This window comes from Pseudomonas sp. P4_C1 (assembly GCF_056402155.1).
In genome coordinates this window covers 96902-119945 of sequence record NZ_JBFUHY010000004.1, presented here as the reverse complement: position 1 = coordinate 119945, position 23044 = coordinate 96902, and the positions used below count along the sequence as shown (strand labels likewise).

At 58.6% G+C, this 23044-nt stretch carries 15 protein-coding genes; 6 read left to right on the top strand and 9 right to left on the bottom strand.

Annotated elements, in window-relative coordinates; genetic code table 11:
- The first annotated feature begins 51 nt into the window (after positions 1–51).
- Positions 52–507: a hypothetical protein gene (locus AC1DU9_RS04040; protein ID WP_223458251.1), complete on the top strand. Its 456-nt coding sequence runs from the start codon at positions 52–54 to the stop codon at positions 505–507.
- Positions 508–586: 79 nt separating this feature from the next.
- On the opposite strand, the gene AC1DU9_RS04035 is transcribed toward AC1DU9_RS04040, so the two are convergent.
- Both AC1DU9_RS04035 and AC1DU9_RS04030 read right to left on the bottom strand, forming a co-directional pair.
- Positions 587–1912 carry an APC family permease gene (locus tag AC1DU9_RS04035; RefSeq protein WP_223458248.1) on the bottom strand — a complete coding sequence of 442 codons (1326 nt, stop codon included), beginning with the start codon at positions 1910–1912 and terminating at the stop codon, positions 587–589.
- Between the two features lie 239 nt (positions 1913–2151).
- Entirely contained in the window at positions 2152–2973 is an 822-nt protein-coding gene (locus AC1DU9_RS04030) for a carbon-nitrogen hydrolase family protein (protein ID WP_223458246.1), read from the bottom strand.
- A 124-nt stretch (positions 2974–3097) separates the two neighbouring features.
- Here AC1DU9_RS04030 and AC1DU9_RS04025 point away from each other — a divergent pair, with 124 nt between their 5' ends.
- Together AC1DU9_RS04025 and AC1DU9_RS04020 are read left to right on the top strand one after the other, a co-directional pair.
- On the top strand, positions 3098–3898 hold the full coding sequence (locus AC1DU9_RS04025) for a helix-turn-helix transcriptional regulator (protein ID WP_007985741.1): 801 nt from the start codon (positions 3098–3100) through the stop codon (positions 3896–3898).
- Between the two features lie 165 nt (positions 3899–4063).
- The gene (locus tag AC1DU9_RS04020) at positions 4064–5683 is read left to right on the top strand and encodes an FMN-binding glutamate synthase family protein (protein ID WP_223458244.1); all 1620 of its coding nucleotides are present in this window, start codon (positions 4064–4066) and stop codon (positions 5681–5683) included.
- Positions 5684–5719: 36 nt separating this feature from the next.
- On the opposite strand, the gene AC1DU9_RS04015 is transcribed toward AC1DU9_RS04020, so the two are convergent.
- From AC1DU9_RS04015 to AC1DU9_RS04005, 3 genes are read right to left on the bottom strand one after another with little or no spacing between them, the layout of a single operon-like run.
- The gene (locus tag AC1DU9_RS04015; RefSeq protein ID WP_223458242.1) at positions 5720–7273 is read right to left on the bottom strand and encodes a glycosyltransferase family 39 protein; all 1554 of its coding nucleotides are present in this window, start codon (positions 7271–7273) and stop codon (positions 5720–5722) included.
- Entirely contained in the window at positions 7270–8235 is a 966-nt protein-coding gene (locus AC1DU9_RS04010; RefSeq protein ID WP_223458240.1) for a glycosyltransferase family 2 protein, read from the bottom strand. The genes AC1DU9_RS04015 and AC1DU9_RS04010 overlap by 4 nt, the downstream gene beginning before the upstream one ends.
- Positions 8232–8606 (bottom strand): GtrA family protein, encoded by a 375-nt coding sequence (locus tag AC1DU9_RS04005; RefSeq protein ID WP_223458238.1) that lies wholly within the window; start codon positions 8604–8606, stop codon positions 8232–8234. The genes AC1DU9_RS04010 and AC1DU9_RS04005 overlap by 4 nt, the downstream gene beginning before the upstream one ends.
- Positions 8607–8851: 245 nt before the next feature.
- On the opposite strand from AC1DU9_RS04005, the gene AC1DU9_RS04000 reads away from it, so the two are divergent.
- Entirely contained in the window at positions 8852–9991 is a 1140-nt protein-coding gene (locus tag AC1DU9_RS04000) for an OpgC family protein (RefSeq protein ID WP_223458236.1), read from the top strand.
- Between the two features lie 30 nt (positions 9992–10021).
- Here the strand turns inward: AC1DU9_RS04000 and AC1DU9_RS03995 are convergent, their stop codons facing one another.
- Positions 10022–11443 (bottom strand): amino acid permease, encoded by a 1422-nt coding sequence (locus AC1DU9_RS03995; protein WP_223458234.1) that lies wholly within the window; start codon positions 11441–11443, stop codon positions 10022–10024.
- 496 nt (positions 11444–11939) lie between these two features.
- Between AC1DU9_RS03995 and AC1DU9_RS03990 the strand changes: the two genes are divergently transcribed.
- The gene (locus AC1DU9_RS03990; RefSeq protein WP_223458232.1) at positions 11940–15050 is read left to right on the top strand and encodes a transglycosylase domain-containing protein; all 3111 of its coding nucleotides are present in this window, start codon (positions 11940–11942) and stop codon (positions 15048–15050) included.
- Positions 15051–15212: 162 nt separating this feature from the next.
- Positions 15213–20330 carry a dermonecrotic toxin domain-containing protein gene (locus AC1DU9_RS03985; protein ID WP_223458230.1) on the top strand — a complete coding sequence of 1706 codons (5118 nt, stop codon included), beginning with the start codon at positions 15213–15215 and terminating at the stop codon, positions 20328–20330.
- 74 nt (positions 20331–20404) lie between these two features.
- Here AC1DU9_RS03985 and AC1DU9_RS03980 read toward each other — a convergent pair whose 3' ends face one another.
- The 3 genes from AC1DU9_RS03980 to AC1DU9_RS03970 form a co-directional block, all read right to left on the bottom strand.
- Positions 20405–21628 (bottom strand): hypothetical protein, encoded by a 1224-nt coding sequence (locus AC1DU9_RS03980; RefSeq protein WP_223458228.1) that lies wholly within the window; start codon positions 21626–21628, stop codon positions 20405–20407.
- 96 nt (positions 21629–21724) lie between these two features.
- Positions 21725–22225 carry a CS1 type fimbrial major subunit gene (locus tag AC1DU9_RS03975; protein ID WP_223458226.1) on the bottom strand — a complete coding sequence of 167 codons (501 nt, stop codon included), beginning with the start codon at positions 22223–22225 and terminating at the stop codon, positions 21725–21727.
- 33 nt (positions 22226–22258) lie between these two features.
- Complete coding sequence (locus AC1DU9_RS03970) at positions 22259–23002, bottom strand: molecular chaperone (protein ID WP_223458224.1); 744 nt, start codon at positions 23000–23002, stop codon at positions 22259–22261.
- Positions 23003–23044: the final 42 nt, after the last annotated feature.

Below are 23044 nucleotides of genomic sequence, written 5' to 3'. Positions count from 1 at the left end.
CTGCCGATCTTCACCGGTCAATCGCCCTCCGCCGCCACTGGAACGCCTCGCATGTCTGACATTTCTACGCTGAAAGAAAAAATCAACACCAAGACGTTTACTCTCCTTCTACTGGGACTATTGTCTGGTGGGCTCTATATAAATGTCTGGATGTACAAAACCTTCACGGCACTTGAGGAGGTCACTCACATCAAGACGATGAGCCCGGCTTTATTTGCCTTCTATCTGATCATCATGGGTTTTATCGGAACTCTCGGCCCGGTACCTCACGACGATGCATCCGTCCTTATAGGTGTTCTGTTCATACTATATTTACTGCTGACCCTGCTCTGGTGTTTCCGTGTACGAAGGGTGTTAAAGGCATATGCCTTGGCTGAACACAACTTCGAACTGCGCATGAACCTGGTCTATATCGGACTTTTCACCTTCTACTACGTCAACTACTGCATCAACACCCTTCCCCGTGACAAGCAAAAACACGAACAACAACAAGCCACTCATGCTTGAGACAAAAAAGGCGAACATCCTTGAGGATGTTCGCCTTTTTTTTGCACTTCGCTGCGTGATCAGCTCATAAGCTGTTCGCTTACGCCGCTTCCTGGAAATCCATCTCCGGCGGCTGCCGACGGAAACCACCGGTCAACACTGCCAGGTACACCACGCCAATCGCCAGCCAGGTCAACCCCAGGTACACCGCCAGATGATCGAGGCTGACCATCAGCCACAAATCCGCCGCCAGGCCGATGAACGGAAACAGCAGGAACAGCACGAATTCGCGCGCACCTTTTTTCTCGCCACCGATCCAGTAATGGAAGATCACCGACAGGTTGACCAGGCTGAACGCCAGGAACGCACCGAAGTTGATGAACGAGGTCGAGGTGGTGACGTCCAGTTTCAGTGCCAGCAACGCCACCACTGCGCACAGCAGGATGCTGTTGATGGGCGTGCCGAAGCGTTCGTGTAAGGTGCCGAAAAACGCTTTTGGCAACACGCCGTCGCGGCCCATGGCATACAGCAGCCGCGAACCGCTGGCTTGGGCCGACAGGCCCGAGGCGAACTGGCCGACGATCAGGCCGATCAGGAAGATCGATACGAACAGGTCGCCACCGATGTTGCGGGCAATTTCGTAGGCCGCCGAGTCGACGTTGTCGAACTGGAACGACGGATGAGCAATCTGCACAAAGTACGAGACACCGACGAAAATCAGCCCGCCGATCAGGGTGATCAGCATAATCGCCCGGGGAATGGTGCGGCGTGGATCGCGGGTTTCTTCGGTCAGGGTGCTGACCGCGTCGAAGCCGAGGAACGAGTAGCAGGCGATGGCCGCGCCGCTCATGATCAACGGCATCTGCATGTCACCATTGAAGAACGGTTTGATCGACCACAACGGCGTGCTCGCATCGCCGCCGACGTAATGCACGCACAACGCGACGAAGGCGATCAGCACCAAAAACTGCACCAGCATCAGCAAGGCGTTGATGCCGTTGGCCAGTTTCAGGCCGACGATGTTGATCGCGCTGGTGATGCCGATGAACGCCAGCACCCAGACCCACTGCGGCACGGCCGGGAATGCGGAGTTGAGGTAGGCCGCACCGATCAGCCAGATCGCCATCGGCAGGAACAGGTAATCGAGCAGCACCGCCCAACCGGCGATGAACCCGAGTTTCGGGCTGATGGCCTTGCGCACATAGCTGTAGGCCGAGCCGGCCACCGGGAACGCCGAGGCCATGCGCCCGTAGCTCATGGCGGTGAAGAACATCGCCACCAGCGCCGCGAGGTACGCGGCCGGCACCATGCCGGCGGTGGATTGGGCGAGGATGCCAAAGGTGCCGAGTACAATGATCGGCGTCATGTAGGCGATGCCAAACAGCACCACCGACCCTAATGACAGGGTGCGTTGCAAACGAGCCATGAGCGACTACTCCGGATTTTATTGGATTTATGGCAGAGCCGAGTTCGGCGCAAGTTACGGGTGTTGCGTTGTTGTTCTAGGGTGAATGGTCAAACAGGTGTGTCGTCTGTCAGGCCCCCATCGCGAGCAAGCTCGCTCCCACAGGGGTCTCCTGTGGATTCAGATTTTGTTAATGACACAAATCCTGTGGGAGCGAGCCTGCTCGCGATGGCGGCAGCCCGGTCGACAAGTAATCCGGATCAGCGCGCTGGAATCAGCAGCTCGCGCAATCCGGATGCATGCTCAACCACCTCCCCCGGCAATCTCAGCCGCTGATCATCCAGATAGCGATAATCCTGGCGCGCCGCCGTCAACCGGTTCAGGTCCAGTTCGACCGCAAACTGCCCTTCCTCGCGTCCGGCTTCGAACAACAAGGTGCCCAGCGGATCGACCAATGCGCTGCCGCCGGCAAACAACAAACCACCGTCACCCTCTTGCACCCGGTTGACCATCAGCGCAAACGCCTGGTTTTCCTGGGCGCGGGCCATGATCGCGGTGCGGTGGGTCGGGCCGTACGGGTCCATGTTGCCGTTGGTGACGATCAACAGTTCGGCACCCAATTGCGCCAGGGCGCGGGCGCTTTCGGGGAATTCGATGTCGTAGCAAATCAGCAGGCCCACACGCACGCCGTTGAACAGGCAAGTGGCGTAGCGATCGCCCGCCTCGTAGACACCGCGATCCGAAGCCCACAAGTGAGTCTTGCGGTATTTCAGCGCGATGCCCTCTGGGGTGATCAGCAACGTGGTGTTGTAGAAACGGCCGTTGTCGTTTTCGGCCATGCCGATGGCCACGGCGATATTGCGCTGGCGGGCGGCGGCGATCACCGCACTGACAGACGGGCCGTCCAGCGCCTCGGCCACCTCGGCCACGGACTCCGCCGAAGGGAAGCCCATCAAGTGGCCTTCGGGGAACAGGATCAGTTGCGTGTCGGCTGCGCACGCAGCCATCGCCGCCAGGGTGCGTTCGAGGTTGTAGGCCGTATCGTTGTCACGGCCTGCCAATTGGGCGAGTTCGACCTTCATGGGTATTCCTTGTCATGGGCCGGGCGGCAGAAAGATTGCCCGGTCGGTGTCTGTGCGCCAGTATGCGCAGCAAGCAACCGGGCGGGGAATTACGCCGCTGGGGTAACACGATAGGGGTAGATGCATGACACTCTCGTTGGACGACATCGCCTGGCACCGCTCGGTGGGGCAACTGATCGACGCCCTGGACAAGCCCAATTTCTGGACCCAGCTTGTACGCCTGCTGGACCAGTACGTGTCCTTCGACAGCTGGGTGGCCCTGCTTTTCAGTGCCGATCAGCGCCCGCAGGTGTTCGCCGAGTGCCCCGGCGAGGATGGCAGCCCTGATCAACTGTTCCAGGATTACCTACGCGGCCTGTACCTGCTCGACCCGTTCTACATCGCCTGCCGCGAGCAATCACGCACCGGGCTGTATCGCCTTTCGGAAGTGGCCCCGGAGCACTTCGAGCTGACCGAGTATTACCAACGCTACTTTCGTCTTAATGTGGTGGCCGACGAAATCCAGTTCAATTGTCAGCTCGAAGGCGACCGCACGCTGTGCCTGTCGCTGGGCAGCACCCAGCGCTTCAGCGGCCAGCAGATCGCCTTGTTGTCGTTGATCCAGCCGTGGGTGCTCGGCCTGTTGCGCCAGCGTCTACCCTATGAAATCAACGAAGTCGTGGCCCTGGCCCCCGCACCGCCGCAAGCTGATTGGCGGGTACAACTGGAGGCCTCGGTGCAGCAGCTCAAAGGTGCGCAGTTGACGGCCCGGGAGCTGGATGTCGGGCGCTTGATGCTCAGCGGTTGCTCCAGTAAAGAAATCGCCCGTAAGCTGGAAATCTCGGTCGAAACCGTGAAAGTCCACAAGAAACACATGTACAGCAAGCTGGGGATCAAGTCCCAGTCCGAGCTGTTTTCGATTTTTCTGCAGGCACAAAATGCCTGAATGACCTGTGGAGCACTTTGCTTTTATGTGGGAGCGAGCTTGCTCGCGATRGCGGTGGTTCAGTCGCTATCAATACTGAATGAAAGACCGCCATCGCGAGCAAGCTCGCTCCCACAGTGTTTTGTGTTTAGCCAAATTTATTGAGTCCGAACCCAAGGAAACCGTATGAGCCTGTCACTCCTGAGCCGCTACGCCTTCTTTGCCGTCTGCGTGATTTTCACCCTCGCCAGCCTGCCGTTTCTTGAATATGAATGGCTCTGGCCGATAACCGCCGTCACCGCCGTCCTCAGTCTGATCGGCCTGTTCGATCTGCTGCAAAGTCCCCACGCGGTGCGCCGAAATTACCCGATCCTCGGCAATATCCGCTACCTGGTCGAAGGCATCCGCCCGGAAATCCGTCAGTACCTGCTCGAATCCGACAGCGACGCCCTGCCCTTCTCCCGGGCCCAGCGCTCGCTGGTCTACTCCCGGGCCAAGAATGAAACCGCCGACAAACCCTTCGGCACGCTGATTGACGTGTATCAGTCGGGTTTCGAATTCATCGGCCATTCCATGCGCCCCGCGCCGTTGAGCGACCCGAGCAGTTTCCGGGTCACCGTCGGCGGGCCGCAGTGCACCCAGCCGTATTCGGCGTCGGTGTTCAATATCTCGGCCATGAGTTTCGGCTCGCTCAGCGCCAACGCCATCCGCGCGTTGAACCAGGGTGCCAAGCTGGGTAATTTCGCCCATGACACCGGCGAAGGCAGCATCAGCCCCTATCACCGGGAAAACGGTGGCGATCTGACCTGGGAACTGGGTAGCGGTTACTTTGGCTGCCGCACCAGCGACGGTCGCTTCGACCCGGAACGCTTCGCGGCGCAAGCCCGGACGCCCCAGGTGCGGATGATCGAAATCAAGATGAGCCAGGGCGCCAAGCCCGGCCATGGCGGCATCCTGCCCAAGCACAAGGTCACCAAAGAAATCGCCGAAACCCGCGGCATCCTGATGGGCGAAGACTGTGTGTCACCGTCACGCCACAGCGCGTTTTCCACACCCATCGAAATGATGCATTTCATCGCACAACTGCGCGAACTGTCCGGCGGCAAACCGGTGGGCTTCAAGTTCTGCCTCGGCCATCCGTGGGAGTTCATGGGCATCGCCAAGGCCATGCTGGAGACTGGCATCCTCCCGGACTTCATCGTCGTTGACGGCAAGGAAGGTGGCACCGGCGCCGCACCCGTGGAGTTCACCGACCACATCGGCGTGCCGATGCGCGAAGGCCTGCTGTTCGTGCACAACACCCTGGTGGGCCTGAATCTGCGGGACAAGATCAAGCTCGGCGCCAGCGGCAAGATCGTCAGCGCCTTCGACATCGCCAGCGTGCTGGCCATCGGCGCCGATTGGGCCAACTCGGCGCGCGGCTTCATGTTCGCCATCGGCTGCATCCAGTCGCAGAGCTGCCACACCAATAAATGCCCGACCGGCGTCGCCACCCAGGACACCTTGCGCCAGCGCGCACTGGTGGTACCGGACAAGGCCCAGCGGGTTTACAACTTCCACCGCAACACCCTCAAGGCCCTGGCGGAAATGCTCGCCGCCGCCGGCCTCGAACATCCGTCGCAGCTATCGGCCAAGCACCTGGTACGACGCATGTCGGCGACCGAGATCAAGTTGTTCTCGCAGCTGCACGTGTTCCTCAAGCCAGGGGAATTGCTGACGGGTGAAGTGAACGGCGAGTTCTATTCGCGGATGTGGCAGATGGCCCGGGCCGACAGTTTCGAGCCGAGTGAAATAGCGGCGGCTTAATGCTCAATTCCATAGCGCTGACAGTCCGAGAGGACTTCAGCGCTCGTCGCCCAGAATAAACAGGCGCGCCTCGACTTCCCCTCCCTTGAGGGTCTGCGTCTGTTTCCACCCCTTGGGAAATGTCACGACTTTTTCCGGCCGGGGCCTGCCGGTCACCCACCAGACTCTTTTGGAACTGAGTTTTACTGTTGCGACATTGTCGAAAAAAATCCAGTCCAAAGTCTGAGGGATAAGAAGCCAGCCACCATAGTTGGAAGGGCCGTCCGAAGCGCCTGTCGGCAATCGGGCGATGTAAAGCCTCGGCTGGATACCCGTGGTGTTGTAGTAATGGAACGGCAAATACCAGTACAAGCCGTCAACGACCAACTCGTCGCCCGCCTCAGCCTCCCTTTTGATGCCATCGGCCAAGGTGTCCAGCCTGGCCATTTTACGAATGAAGGTTCCGTTCAGCCCGTCTTGTTGCGAATACACTTTCTGCAGTCCATGTACTTCCCCCGCAACAAACATGCTCAAGCAGAGGAATGCAATCACAGGGCGTCGTTCAGCCAACCGATCCAGCACAACGGCAACGAACAAAGGCAAACCGGCTGCGGCAAACACCAGGTACCTGGGAACGAAGATCGGAACGGCCAATGACAAGAAAAATACCGTGATGACCGGCACGAAGAAATAGGCGATGACCAGCACGGTCGAGCGGCGACCGGAGCGCCCATATCGCAACGCCATCACACAACAGGCGATTATCACTGCCGAGACAATCAGCCCCCCCCATAACCCGCCATCCGTGGCTGATATCATCGCCACACATTGCGCGATAAAGCTCGGCAACATTTCCCATGTGGTGGGCGTGATCCATTCGAGTCCTTTCATTTTCCACGTCTGGTCAATGAAATGCGATAACCAAGGCGAATACAGCACGACGATCGCGACATTGGCCATCAGCCACTTGCGCACAGGCAACGATGCCGACTCGCCACTGCCCAGCCCCGACCAGTACAGCCAATGCACCAGCACACAGAGCGCTGCAAAGTAGTGCGTGTAGAAAGCCGCCGTCATCAGCAGCACGTACATCACGGGATAGCGTTTGAGTTGCGGTTGCCGACTCCAGCAGACCAGCGCGACCGTGGCGGCCATCAGCCAGAAACCGACGAGCGTGTACATGCGCACTTCCTGGCTGTAACGAACCGAGATCGGCAGCAGCACCAGCAAAACTCCGGCGATACAGGTCGCTCTTCGCGTGGCGAGCAGACTCATCAGTTTGATACACAGCAGCACCGTGCCCACATCCGCCACGGTGCTCAGTCCGCGCACAGCCACCACACTGGCGCCAAACAGCATCGTCCAGTAATGAAGAATCACGTAATACAACGGTGGATGAACGTCTCCCGCCGTGGTGGACCAGATCAATGCCGGCGAACGCTCGCTCAGCATCAGGCTATAGCCTTCGTCGTACCAGATGATCGGGACTGAAATCCCGTGAAATCGAACGATCAGGGCCAGGGTGAACAACGCCAGCACAATCGATGGGTAGACGGCCCAACGCCACTGACGCTCCTGGACATCCTCGGCCAGACGTTCCGTCGCGTTCATACAATTCTCTTCAGTGAGGGTTTGTCGGCCGACTCGTCACTGCTTTTGATGATGTCCTTGATGACATAGCGGGGCCGATGCTTGGACTCCATATAGATGCGCCCGATGTATTCACCGAGGATGCCGATGCCAATCAATTGAACGCCGCCCAAGAACAAAATGGCAGTCATCAGGGACGGATACCCCGGGACATCGTTACCGAAGAGAATCTTGTCCAGAATCATGCAGGCCGCATACACAAGTGCCGCCAGCGAGATGATGCCGCCCACGTAGGACCAAACACGCAATGGCACCGTGCTGAACGAGGTGATGCCTTCAAGTGCCAGGTTCCATAGCTTCCAGATATTGAATTTGCTTTTGCCGGCGGCACGTGGCGCGCGATCGTATTCAATGACTCGCGTATTGAATCCGGCCCATGACAGCACCCCCTTCATGAACAGCTGCTGTTCCGGCAGGCTCTTGATGACGTCAACGACTTTCCTGTCCATCAAGCGAAAATCACCGACATTTTCTTCGATGCGGGTTGAGGCAATCCGATTGAGCAGGTGGTAGAACAGGGCCGCGAAATGGCGTTTGAAATAACCGTCGGCCGAACGATTGCGGCGCTTGGCAAGCACCACGTCAGCGCCATCGGTCCACTCCTTGATTAGACGGGAAATGACACTGACCGGGTCTTGCAAGTCCACATCCATCGGAATGACCGCATCGCCGGTGGCATATTCCAGCCCGGCAAACAGCGCAGGCTCTTTGCCGAAGTTGCGCGAAAAATTAATCAGCAGCACATCGCTGTCCTGCTGAGCGATCGAACTCGCCAGCAATAAAGTGTGATCGGTGCTGCCGTCATTGATGAACAGGATTTCAACCTGATATGGGCTTAGCGAGGATTCCTGGCGCACGGCTTGGTAGAACAGGTCAATCGCCTGTTCCTCATTGAACACCGGAACAATCAACGAGACTTTCATGCGCCACGCTCGCGAAACACCACGTATTTGGAATACAGGAAGCCGAACACCAGGCTCAACGCGGAAAACAGGGCCACGGTGAACAAACCGTGCAATCGCCAGATGTCGCCCAGATAGCCGACACCCAGGCTCAACGCCCCCATGCCCGAAACAAACAGTAGATAGCCGCCGACCGAGGACCTGGCGGCGAAGGTAAATTGCGCATTCATGTAGAAGGAAAACGAAGCAGCCACGCAGAAGGCCGCCAGGTTGCTGAGTGCCTGGCTAAGGCCGGCCGCCACGCTCAGCAGGAAAAAGACCTGCCAGTGAATCAGGGTGTTGGCGACCCCGATCACTGTGTAACTGGACAGCCCCTTCCACAACAGTCTCATGTGAGACTCCCGTTTTAAGAACGTTGCACTCATTAATATTTCAGCCTGTCCACTGTCACAAATCGCAGGTTTTTGGACCTTTCGGACCAGCGGTTGGGCCTTGGGGCAACGCCCGAGACATCCGGTAATATCCCGGTTTTGCAATTGCCCGCAAATCAGTCCACCCTGCGCGCCGCCGCTTGGGCGCGCGGCCTTTTGTGCCCACGGCCAATCCCATTTTTACCTGCTGTTACGAGCCTGCTGTCATGACGTTAGCGCGCGATCACCGGATCGACTTTTTTCGTGGTCTGGCACTGATCTTCATCTTTTGGGATCACGTGCCCCACAACCCGTTGGGGCAAATCACCCTGCGCAACTTCGGTTTCAGCGATGCAGCCGAGGTTTTCGTGTTCCTGGCAGGTTTCGCGGCCGTGCTGGCGTACGGCAAGGTCCTGGCGCGCGAAGGCGTTCTGATCGCCTGCGTGAAAATCCTGCGCCGGGCGTGGGTGCTCTACGTGGTGCATATCTTCCTGCTGGCGATGCTGATGGGCATTGTGTTTTTCGCCAACAGCCATGTGGAAACACGGGATCTGGTGGAGGAAATGGGCATGCATCACTTCATCAGCAACCCGCAGCAGGCCTTGATCGATGAACTGCTGTTGCGCTTCAAGCCGAACCTGATGGACCCGTTGCCCCTGTACATCGTGCTATTGGCGGGTTTGCCACTGGTGCTGCCCGTACTGGTGCGCAAGGCCTGGGTGGTGGTCGCGATGTCGTTGGCGCTGTACCTGATGGTGCCACTGGCGGGCTGGAACCTGGCGGCCATCAAGGACGGCGTGTGGTATTTCAACCCGGTTGCCTGGCAGTTGCTGTTCGTACTCGGCGGTGCCGCTGCGATTCACAGCCAGCGCCCGCGCCTGCCCGACACTCGCCCGCTGCTACGCCAGCCGTTGTTTGTCAGTGCGGCGCTGTATGTAGTGGTCGCGGGTGTGTTGACTGTCCTGTGGCGTTGGCCAGATCTACACGATGCCGTGGTGCCGGCGAGCCTGAAGAACCTCCTGTACCCCATCAGCAAGACCGACCTGTCCCCCGTGCGCTTGCTGCACTTCCTCGCACTGGCCTACGTCACGGCGAAGCTGATTCCCGACAGCGGATGGACGCAAAACTGGCTGGCGCGGCAAAGTTGCCGCATGGGCCGTTTTTCGCTGGAGATTTTCTGCCTGGGCGTGCTGCTGGCGCCCTTGGCGGACATGGTCAATGCGTTGACCGACGATGCATTTGCCATGCAGATTTTCACGGCGCTGGTGGGGGCCGGATTGATGACGTTGCTGGGAGCGTGGCTGGAATTCAACAAGCGGTTGAGCCGAACTGCTCAGGCAGCCCAAGGATCAACCGCAATATTGTAGGAGCAAGCTCGCTCCTACAACGGTTACGCCTTACGAAGCCGAACGCGCCGCACCTTGCGAAACATTCGTCGGTTGCAGCTTGAACACGTAGAACAGCACCGTCAGCAGCACCAGGAACGCAGGTCCCACATACAGCGCCACGCGGGTGTCCGGGAAGTACGCCATCAGGCCGACCACCAGCACCAGGAACGCCAGCGCCAGGTACGAACTGACCGGGTACAGCCACATACGGTATTTCAGGCCGGCGGCTTCGCTGGCACTCAAGCCTTTGCGGAATTTCAGCTGGGCCAGCAGGATCATCGCCCAGGTCCAGATCGCGCCAAAGGTGGCAATCGCTGTCACCCAGACAAACACCTTTTCCGGCACCAGATAGTTGAGCAATACGCCCAGCAGCAACGCACCAATCGACAGCAGCAACGCACGCCGCGGCACACCATTACTCGACGTCTTGGCAAACCCGGCCGGGGCCTGGCCGTTCTGCGCCAGGCTGTAGAGCATGCGCCCGGTGCTGAAGATGCCGCCGTTGCAGGACGACAGCGCAGCGGTGATCACCACGAAGTTGATGATGCCCGCCGCGGTCTTGATGCCCAGCCGCTCGAAAGTCATCACGAACGGACTGCCCTGGGTACCGATTTCGTTCCACGGGTAGATCGACAGGATCACGAACAACGCGCCGACGTAGAACAGCAGGATCCGCCAGAACACCGAGCCGATGGCGTCGGGAATGGTTTTCTGCGGGTTCTTCGCTTCACCGGCGGTCAGGCCGATCATTTCCACGCCGAGGTAGGCGAACATCACCATTTGCAGCGACATCAACACGCCTTGCACGCCGTTGGGCATGAAGCCGCCGTAGGTCCACAGATTGGAAATCCCCAGGGCCACGCCGTCGTTGCCGAAACCAAAGGCGATGATGCCGATGCCGCCGAACACCATCGCAACGATGGTGACGATCTTGATCAGGGCAAACCAGAACTCGAACTCACCGAAGGCCTTGACCGCGATCAGGTTGATCGAGCCCATGCTGATCAACGCACCGAGCGCCCAGATCCAGCGCGGCACGTCGGGGAACCAGATACCCATGTAGACCGCCACGGCAGTGATTTCCGCGACGCAGGTCACCAGCCACAAGAACCAGTAGTTCCAGCCGGTCAGGAAGCCCGCCAACGGGCCGAGGTAGTCTTGAGCATAACGGCTGAACGAGCCGGCGACCGGGTTGTGCACGGCCATCTCGCCGAGGGCGCGCATGATCACCAGGATCGCCAGACCGCCGATGATGTAGGACAACATGATGGCCGGGCCGGCCATTTCAATGGCCTTGGCCGAGCCCAGGAACAGGCCGACGCCGATACAGGCACCGAGTGCCATCAGGCGGATATGCCGCTCGCCGAGTTCACGTTTAAGCGGACCGCCCTGAGCGGTCTCGCCGTTGGGCTGGTGATTGCCTACGGGCATGGGGGACAACCTCGTCTTGTTATTGGATATGACCACCGAGCGGCGAAGCGCGGGCCGATAAGCCATCGCTTCCCGGACCGGCCCCGCCTCATGGGCAACGCCGTCTTGTAGGAAAAACCCGCAAAATCAGTGGGAAAAACGACGCCGAGTATTGCACAACAATGGTGCATCGTCATGCCCCTGCCAAAGCCGTATTTACCCCTTCGACATGTCTAAAACAAGCATTCCAGCCGACTGTTTTGTGGCGAGGGAGCTTGCTCCCGCTCGCCTGCGTAGCAGGCGCAATTCAGCTGATCCCAATATCAGACGAAGCGCAATTACCGGCATTGGGGCCGCTACGCAGCCCAACGGGACGGTGCGGCAATCCGACAAGCTCCCTCGCCACAAAAGATGGCCATTACCCGACGTTTTGCCCTTCACATTTTTTTCACCCTCGCCAACCACCGTCTAAGCTTGAGTCAAGTCCGATCAATCTGCATGAATGGATCAGTCGACTATGGGCGCTTTGTGGCAAACCGATTCGAGTAAAACCGTGGTTCCGACTGAACGAGAGGATGAAGCGCCTGCACCTGAAAAACCCCGGCGTTCCAGGCACGGATGGGGAGCGTTCTGGCTATTGCTGTTGATAATCGCGATAGTCGTGGGGCTGGCGGCGGCGAGGGAAATGCGTACCTCGAAATTCCAGGCCCGGGAAGTCAGCAAATACGCCGCGTCCCTGAGCTATGAGCTCAAACCCGGCCCCAGCGATGCGATTCGCTATCCGGGCGACGGTCCGTTCGATCGGCGGCTGGGCTACAGCTCGCTGGATGAATTCCTGCCGCGCCTGATCAAGCGCGATTTCGTCATTGAGGCGCAAACCCGCTTTTCCCCGGCGCTGTTGAAGTACACTGACAAGGGGCTGTTCGTGCCTTATGCCGAGAAAATCCAGGCCGGGCTGTCGATCACCGATTGCCGCGCAGCGCCGCTGTACCAGTACAACTATCCGCAGCAGCTTTATTCAACCTTTGCCTCGATTCCGCCGGTAGTGGTCAACAGCCTGCTGTTCATCGAGAACCGTTTCCTGCTGGACCCCAGGCAACCTCTGGCCAACCCGGCGGTGGACTGGCCGCGGTTCGGCATGGCGGCGTGGTCACAGGTGGCCAAGATGTTTCACGTACCCGGCCAATCCGCCGGCGGCAGTACCTTGGCCACGCAACTGGAAAAGTACCGGCACTCCCCCGATGGCTTGACGGTCAATGGCGCGGAAAAAATTCGCCAGATGATTTCCGCCACCGTACGCGCCTATCAGGCCGGGCCACAAACACTCGAAGCCCGGCAGAATGTGGTTCGCGATTACCTCAACAGCGTGCCGCTGTCGGCCGTACCGGGCCACGGCGAAGTGCATGGCATGGCTGAGGGCTTGCGCGTGTGGTATGGCTCCGACTTCAACAAGGCCAACGAAGTCCTGACCAGCACAGCAACGGACCCAAAAACCATGGCGGAAAAAGGCCTGGCCCTGCGTGAAATGCTGTCGCTTATGATTGCCCAGCGCCGCCCGTCGCATTACCTGACCAAGGGTCACGATGAACTGGCCGACCTCACCGACAGCCACATTCGTCTGCTGGCGCAAAACAATGTGATCGACGCTCAGTTCGCCGCCGCCGCCCTGGCCAGCAAAGTGATCTATCGCGACTGGGCCACCCAGCCGACCATTCAACCGATTGAAACCAACAAGGGCATCAGTGTCGCGCGCAGCCGTTTGGCCGGCATGCTCAATCGTCCGCTTTACGATCTCGACCGCCTCGACCTGTCTGCCACCAGCACCCTGCAAGGTGAACTGCAAACCGAGGCCACGGCGTACCTGAAAAAACTCGCCGACCCCGCCTACGCAGCCGAAATCGGCTTGATGGGCGAACGCTTGCTGACCCCTACCAGCACCACCCAGGTGCGCTACAGCTTCACCCTGTTCGAACTGACCCCGGACGGCTCGCGGGTGCGGGTGCAGACCGACAGCACCGACCAGCCATTCGACATCAACGAAGGCAGCAAACTGGAACTGGGCTCCACCGCGAAAATGCGCGTGCTGACCACCTACCTGCAAATCATCTCCGAGCTGCACGACAAATACGCCGGCATGACCGTACCGGAACTGAAGAAAGTCGACGTGCCGGATCAGGACCGCCTGAGCCGCTGGGCGGTCGATTACCTGATCGAGACCAAGGACCGCGACCTGCAAAAAATGCTCGGCGCAGCCCTGGACCGCAAGTACTCCGCCAGCCCCGGCGAGGCGTTCTTCACCGGTGGCGGCCTGCATGTGTTCCACAACTTCCGCAAGGAAGACAACGACCGCATCCCGACCCTGCGCGACGCCCTGCGCGAGTCGATCAACCTGCCGTTCATCCGCCTGATGCGTGACCTGGTGCGCTACACCACATACTCCGGCCCGAACAGCAGTGCCGAACTGCTCAAGGACGACCACGACCCGCGGCGCCAGGAATACCTGGCCGAATTTGCCGACCGTGAAGGCACTTCGTTTCTGCTCAAGTTCTGGAAGAAGTACAAGAACAAGGACACCCAGGAGCGGCTCGAGACCTTCCTCGACAGCATGCGGCCGACCCCGATCCGCATGGCCGCCGTACACCGCTACCTGCTGCCACACGCCAGTCAGGCAAGCTTCAATGCCTTCGTGCGCTCGCACCTCACCGGCGCCAAGCTCACGGAAAAACTCACTGACGAGCGTCTCGTGCGGCTCTACGAGGCCTACGGTCCCGGCTCCTACGATTTGCCGGACCAGGGCTTCATCGCCAAGGTTCACCCCCTGGACCTGTGGCTGATGGGCTACCTGCTCAATCACCCCGACGCCAAGTGGGGCGACATTGTCAAAGCCAGCCAGTTCGAGCGCCAGGAAGTCTACAGCTGGCTGTTCAAAAGCCGGCACAAGGGTGCCCGCGACAGTCGCATCCGCACCATGCTGGAGATCGAAGCGTTTCTCGACATCCACCAGCGCTGGCAGAAGGTCGGCTATCCGTTCGACCACCTGGTGCCGTCGCTGGCCACCGCCATCGGTAGCTCCGGCGACCGCCCGGCGGCATTGGCCGAGTTGATCGGCACCATTCTCAACGACGGTGTGCGCATGCCGACCCTGCGTATCGATAGCCTGCACTTCGCGGCCAACACACCGTATGAAACCAAATTGATCAATGACCCGGATGTCGGCAAACGGGTCATGCCATCCGAAGTCGCCACGGCCATGCGCGAAGCCTTGTCGCAAGTGGTGGATGCCGGTACGGCGAAACGGGTGTCCGGCAGTTTCACAACACCCGGTGGCAAACCATTGGCCATGGGTGGCAAGACCGGAACAGGCGATAACCGCATTGAAGCCTTCGGTTCGGGCGGGCGGATCCTCAGCTCTAAATCCATCAACCGCACGGCGACCTTTGTGTTCTACATCGGCGATCATCACTTCGGGACGTTGACCGCGTTCGTTCCCGGCCAATCTGCCGAAACCTTCAAGTTCACCTCGGCGTTGCCGGTGCAAGTGCTCAAAGGCATGGCACCGATTCTCATGCCGTACCTGCAACCCGGCAGCAAAACAGGTTGCTTGCCGACTGAAGTCACGCGGCGTTGACAGAACCATTGCGTTGCACAGGTGGTAATTAATTATTTTTCAGATTCAAATATTCAACGGTTTACCCGCAAAAGACGCCGATTGAGCGCAGTTATTCAGACTTTTTTTTTGAGCCTCGTCCGATAGGCTGATCATCCTTAAAACCAATCAAGGATGATTGCCATGACCGACACCACCACGCCCGCCCAAAACATCGATAAAGGCCGGCACTACGAACTCATCAAGAACACCACCAGCGACCCTTTCAAAACCGCTACCCTCGACAGGGGCCTGGCCCTGGCGGCCACTCCCTTGAAGATGCAACCGTGGTACACCACAACGCCTGCCTCCCTTCATGACAAGCTCAAAGCCGCCAACCTCAAGGCATGGGCCTCGCAAAACAAGGTCGACAAACTGCTCAAGAATCTGCAGGACGTCCGTTCGTTCGCGGCGCCCCTGCTCCAGGCGAAACTCAAGGAACGCTACGGCATCGAGCATGACGTCAGCACGACCTACCTGCGCCTGTACCTGCCCAAGGATTCGCCCTGGTATGCGATTGATGTGAAGGGCGGCGTCACCAGCCGAACCGTCTCCCTGCTGGAGGCGGCACTGCACAACTTCGCCAAGTCCGAAACAGTCCTTGCCGACTCGCAATACATCACCAAACCTGACGATCTCGGGCACTTCGACGTCATTGCGATCAAGGACAAAATGACCATCAGCCAGTTCCAGGCGCTGTGCCGGGAACTGGACATCGGCGCGTTGTACAAGGAGCACCTCGAAAAGTATCTGCTTCCCGGCGAACCCGTGGCCGAAGCCGTCACGAAGCTCAAGGTGACCGAAAGCCAGAAAGACGCCCTCGCCGCCGCCGCGCAACTGGCGTTGATCCTCGGCGATATCCAGTACGACGCCTACAAGCTGATGCTGAGCCTTGCCCAGGATAAAGAACCTCAGTTGCTGCTCAATGGCCGAAAAATGCTCTGCGGCGACCTGTCGTTGCTGGAGACTCGTTTGACCGGCATTCTCCTGCTGATTCCTGCCGTGAAGGACAGCCGGGGGGTTCAACGACTGATTGCCTATGTGCCCCATGATCCGGATCACCCGCTCAAGGAATACGACTCCTTCAAAGCATTCATGGATGAATTGACCCGTCAGTTGCGCGAAGACAAGGTCGGCGCCTCATCGAAGCAGCGGTATCGACAATTTTTCAGTCAATTCATCGATCAGCAGCAACGCGGGCATTTTTTCGCCGATCTCGATCAATGCTTGGTAACGGTCAGGTGGCATGAGAAAGACGACAAGACGGATCAACGCCCCACCTGGCGCGAAGACCCTGCATCCAGTCCGCACCTGCAGTTTCAGCACCTGCCGGTGTCCCGGGATTACTGGACACATGCCTACCAGCAAAAGCTCAACAAGATCCTCAACGACGCGCAGGAAATCGCCGTGTCCACCGCCGACACGGACAGCAAGGCGCGCTGGGCCTGGTGGGACAACTTCAAGAAAATCGTCTCGGATATTTTCAATGTCGCGTTATTGATTGCCACCCCTTTCGTGCCGGGGCTGGGCGAGCTGATGATGGCCTACACCGTTTATCAAATGACCACTGACGTCATCGAAGGGATCGTCGATCTGGCCGAAGGCCTTGGTCTTGAAGCGGCCGAACATGTGATCGGCGTGGTCACGGATGTGATTCAACTGGCGGCGTTTGGTGCGGGTGCTGAAATCGGCAGCGCTTTCAAGTTGAAACTGTCACCACTGGTCGACGGCATGAAACCGGTCACGCTGCCTGACGGCAAACAAACGCTGTGGCACCCGGACCTCGCCCCTTACGAACAAAAAAGCCTCACCCTGACGCCCGATTCGAAACCCAACGAACACGGACTGCATCAACACGCCAATCAGCACATCCTGCCACTGGACGACAACCTCTACGTCGTCGAAAAGGCTTCGCAAGAGCCGAGCATCACGACTCACCGTGTCAAACATCCCACGCGCCCCAATGCCTATTCGCCCACGGTCGAACATAACGGTCACGGCGCCTGGGTGCACGAGGCGGAAAATCCGGGTAACTGGGAAGGCGACACATTGATGCGCCGCCTCGGGCACCGTGTCGATCGCTTCTCGCCCACGCAACGGGAGCAGATCCGCATCAGCAGCGGCACCGAAGACAATGCGCTGCGCCGTATGCATGTCGAGAACGCTGCGCCTCCACCGATGCTGGCCGACACCATCAAGCGCTTCAGCGCCTATGACGACGTCGGGATCGCGAGTGCCAATATTCGCAAAGGGCAGCCAATCGATGCCTCCTCCAATTGGTATGAAACGATACTGACGGCGTTGCCAGGCTGGCCTTCAGAACGGGCACTGGAGGTATTCGAAGACGCCGAACTGACCGGCAGTTCACGCAAGTACGGCAACGCCGACGCGACCGCCGCCAATACGTTGAGCATCAGTTTCTCCGAGCTGACGTCCGGCAAACTGCCTGAACATGTGGCGGGCTTTTTGAATGAAAGCGAGATCAAGGCTCTGCTGGGGCGCGACATTCCGGGCGCCGAACGCACCCAGGCATTGCGTGATCAACTGGCCGATGCCGTCGACTCACGTAAAGGTGAGATCGCAAAACGCATATACCAGGCAGAAGAACGATCGAGCAAGGCCAAGGTCCGCCTGTTGAGGCAACCCTTCCCGGACCTGCCGCTCACCCTCGCCGAAACCGTGCTGGCTGAGGCCAAGGCCGCTGAACTGAAGATAATGGACGATGAAAAACGCCTGCCGTTGCGCGTTAAAACCCAGGCGCGCGAATTCAATTTCGAAGCCGGCACCGCTCGAGCCTACGATGGCTTTTATCAAGACGAGCGGGTGGAACCCAATACCGAGCGTCTCGCGCTGAACACGCTCAAATTCAATACCGACAGTTTTGAAGGCTTGCGCATCGAAGTGCGTGACGGCACCTATGACGGCACGCTGCGCTGCAGCGTCGGCCCGGATGACGCGGCAACGGTGCGCCGGCTGGTCAGGGATGAAAGTGGCCAGTATGAAGTGCTCGACGGGGACAATAAGCAACTGAACAAAGCCGGCGATTTCTACGAATCGATCCTGCGCGCCCTGCCTGAAGACAAACGCAAGGCATTGGGCTACTTACGCGGTCAAGGCCACGCGCTCAAGCTGTGGATCATGGAGAAAACCGCAGCACCTGCCGAGCGCCGCACTGCACTGGCGCAACCGCCCGTTCGCCCCGCGGTGACGATTGAAACCGAAACACTGCTGCGCGGTTTGCCACGGTTTCTTCGTGCATCGACACCAGAGGAGAAAATCAAGGATCTGTACCCGGAAATGACTGAAAGAGAGGTGCGGACCTTCATCGAGAAGTTACGCAACGACAACGGTGATCCCACTGAGGCCATCGAGCGGCTGAAGAGCGAGCGGCAACACTTGCGGGACACATTGCAGGGCTGGCGCAACACCTATCCTCCTGAAACAGACGTTACCGGAGAACTGGTCTTCGGCTATCAGCCTGCTTACCTGCTGAACGGCGGTCTAAATGTCGAAGAGCAACTGATCAAGTGCTTCGAGCGCCGAAGCAACGTGTTCGGCGAGCGCAACAGCCACCCTGACCAAGGCTATACCCTGGATCTGTCGGTTTTCAAGCTTAAGGAGTTCGATCGATGGTGGTCGGATCTGCGCCAGCGACCCGGCATTCAGCAACACCTGGACCAGATCACGGCGCTGAAGCTCGACGAGCTGCGCACCGCTGCACCCGATGACCTGCTGCGCAGCTTCCCCAATCTTCGCCAATTGAGCGCCCGCCAGTGCGGGCTGAATGAAATACCTGCCAGCGTTGGCCGGATGGATCAACTGGAAAACCTGGATCTGACCGACAACTACATCAAGATGACGGCGAACACCACGCAGCAGCTCAGTGACCTGACTCGCCTGCGCACCCTCAATCTGAACGGTAATCCGTTGAGCCAGCCACCCGATGTCGGACGACTGACCAATTTAAAGGACCTGAACCTGGCCAATACCGGGATCCAGACCTGGCCCGAGGGGCTGTTCAGGCTCGGGGCGGTGGACCAGCCTCGTCCCCGTGGTTTCATGCTGGATATGCGTTCGAATCCGATCAATACCTTGCCCGAGGTCACGTCTGGCTCCGATCACGCGTTGATCCTGAGTCGCGCACGCTTCGACACAGGGAGGCTATCCAATGCCGACCGGGTCCGCCTCGGCACGTACCGCGAATCCGCAGGCTTGGACTTTGTGCAGGCCTATTCCCCTGCGGCCGCGGACGAAATCACCCATTGGCAATTATTTCCCGACGAACCCACCGAATGGGGCGCCTCGTCCTCGCTCAAGAAGTACCGCGAAGAATCCTGGCATGACGTGCTGGCCGAACCCGGTGCCGAACAGTTGTTTGCCGTCATCCGCAAACAGCGAGAAAGCGCGGACTACCAGAACGATAAATCACGCCGCCTGCTGACTCGCCGAGTCTGGGAACTGATCGATGCTGCCGCGCTGAACTCCGCCCTTCGCGAGGAATTGTTCCTGCAAGCAAGGGAACCCACGAATTGTCGGGAGGGCGGGGCCTATCTGTTCAATTCCATGGGCATAAAAGTGTTGCTATCAAAGGCTTATAATGAATCGATCCTGCCCAGCGAACTTGACAACAAACTCGTTAAATTGGCCCGCAGCTTTGCACGTCTGGACCGGGTCGGTGACCTCGCCCGGGAAGAGATCGGCCGTCAAACCCAAATGAACCTGATCGATCCGCAGAACAACCTGCCGCCGGATGATCTGGAAATACATATGGCATTTCAGACCGGACTGGCCGAACGTCTCGACCTGCCCTGGCAGGCGGAAAACATGGCATTTCGGGCGCGCGCAGGTGTGGACCAGGGGAAGATCGATGCAGCCTACACATCAATCATGGCGCGTGAAAGCGGCAACGGCCTGGTCGACGGGATGATTGAACCCGAAGATGGAAACGTTTTCTGGGAGCGCCATTTAAAAGCGACTCACCCAACAAAGTGCGAAACCAATCGTCAATATTTCGACGACAAACTGGGTTTGCTCGATGAACTGCGCGCCGCAAAAGTCGAATGGGCCAAAGACCACCCTCAGGCGCAAATGAATCAGCTCATCCGAAAAATGGAAGACCTGGCGGACAAGCTGGAAATCCCTCAGGCTGAGGTTTTCAGCGACGGCCCATTGAGCGACCGCCATTACGATGATCTGGCGGAGGCGCGCAAAGAGCTATTTCGACGGTTGACCCGCGAAGCGATGGTCAACGCCGGCCTTTAACGCTCGGCTGGCTCATCCAGAGGTCAGTCAGCCCTGTCAGGGCTGGCTGACCGACGCTGCACTGCCTGTAGCGCTCATACTTGCGAATCCCAGATCACGGTGATATTGCCTGTGTAAGGCCTGTCCCTGGCGTTGTTTATCAACCAGTGGGTGGCACGTTCGCCCATTTCGAAATGCAGCGTTCCAGGCTTGCGATCGACATAGATACCGGGCTGAAACGGGCTTGTGGCAGCATGGGGACTCAACGGCATTCGCCTGACCGGTTGCCCGGCGCTGTCGGTCAACCCGCCAGGCAAGCTGACGCTGACATCGACTGCCTCCCCGTAACCCGACTCGCGATCAATGATGGCGCAGCCCGAACCGAAGCCCAGGTCATGCTCACATTCCAGCTTCATCGTGAATCGCGACGAGGCGGAAATATTGAAGGTCTGATCGCGATACAGGCGCACAGGCTTGCGCCCCTGTTCCAGCCAGCTGCGCCACCCGCCCTGGGGTTCCAGCAAGACTTTGTTGCCGCCGGGTGGAATTTCCACTTTCAGGGTGTGCAGAACATCGAGGACGAAATCCAGGACCAGGCTGCGTTCATCAGGACTCATCGAGGGGCCCAGGTCAAAATCGGCGCCGGGGCCCATGGTGTAGGAAATGGCACCGGTGTAAAGCCCGCTCGACATACCCAAGGGATTGGGGGTGCGTAGTTCATAGGCAAAATCGATAGTTTCAAAAGAGATGGACGGGATTCGGAAAGCGGCTACTTTGACACAGGGTGCCTCCACTGGCGATTTCCAGAAAAATCGGTAGGAATGGGTACCATATGCCCCTACACCACTGTAACGACAGGGCTGCGCTGCATAAACCCAACCATTGCCGACCCAGAGCTTGTCATGACCTTCACGCGCGTTGGGTGCTCCAGTCAGATTGGCCGCTGAATCACTCAGGACTAAGTTCGAACCAATGCCCGTGATGCGCACATCAACGGTCTCCGTTTCCTGGGTCTCCCTATTCGTCACTGTTACCTGCCGCCAATTGGCCGGTACCTTCAACGCAATACCTTCGCCGGGCACGATGGCGCGATCTGAACTGAAACGAACCGGCAATTCAATACTGAAGATGTTGTTTTCGATGCACTGACCCGGATAATTCGCGCAATAACCACTGTTTGGCGTTTTGTTAAGGAACTCATTTTTATTGGGTTGAGACGGATCCGGCTGGAACGACGCCCTGATCTCCCGGTTTATCGCTTCTGCCGAAGGCATGCTCAATGCCACTAACAACCCAAGCCAACCCTTGTATTTTTTCATTTCTCTACCTGTTTCCAATCGGTGGGCTTTACGATCGACAAGGATTTGCGGCGTGCACCGTTGAACATCGATCATCACCCCCGCTGTAGGGAGAACTCACTCACCCGGCGCCTTGGCACTGAACAACATCAGCACGCTGCCGCTGTAGTCCCCCGGCTTGTAACCCCCCACCGGCTTCACCGGATCGATCTGCAGCAACACCCGTGAGCCTGTCATCGCGTCGGCCGCCGACACCACTTGCCGCGGCGCAATGTCGGCGCTCAATTCCACCCCGTTGAAACTGACCCGCAACGCGATATCGTCACTGGGCCTGCCGTTGGACAGGTACGGAGCCGCCTCCAGGCGCGCTTCAATCGCGCTGCTGTCGTGGCGCACATCAAAATGCTTGCGCACGCTGCTCAAGGTCGAATTCGACAGGTTCCAGTTCAGTCGCTGTGGCCGGTGGATCCAGTCCGCTTCAGCGGGGATCACGTAAAACGCGGGCGTCGGGATAATCACGGACACCTCGAAGGTGTGTTCCTCCCGGGCAGCCCATGTCGAGGAGCCCATCAGTACGGTCATTGCCGTCAGCACGACGGCGGCGCATTGCTTGATCATGTTCGATACCCGTTGCGTCAATGGAAAGCCGGCCTAGCGGCTGACGATCTTCAGGTTTTTCTTGCTGTTGCCCTCGATCAGGGTGAACCGGTATTCACGGCCCTTTTCCTTGTCGAAGGCATAGGTCTTGCCCGCCATGACGTGATGTTTGGTGGTCGCGCCGCACTCACTCTCATTACTCAAGGAGCAGCTTTTGAATTCATCGATGATGACCACCGTGTTGCCGTTGTTGCGCAGCTCGTAGCGCTTGTCGGTTTCGTTGACGGCGCTATCGAATCGAGCATCCTTGGGCCGAACGAAGAAGACGGTGCCGAACCCGGTCATCACGTTGACCCCCGCTGACAGGTTCTTTTTGTAGTCGTCGCGCTCTTCGCCGGACACCGCAAACTCATCTTCCTTTTCCGGCACAACGGGCACGAAGCGCACGCGAAAGTAGCGCTCACGGTCACGCTCGCCCATGTACAACAGACGGGTGCCCTGCATCCCCTGCGCCGGAACGATCAGCCGCGCGGGACTGGCCATCAGGCCATTGCGCGAGGCACCATCGGCGGACGTGGTGACCGGTATTTCCTTCGGCGTGCCGTCGGTGTCGTAGACGATTTCCAGCACGTTGACCTTGACGAAAGCGGTGCTGTCGCCGCTGTTGAACACCCGTTTCAAATAGGTGCTTTTATCGGCATCCAGATAGTCGTATACGGTGCCGACATTGATCTGGGGCCCGGCCTGAACCACCAGGGGATACACGCAAAACACACACAGCCATAACAGACGCTTCATCGTCCTCAACCTCATAAAAAATAAAAAACAAAAAGTAAAAAA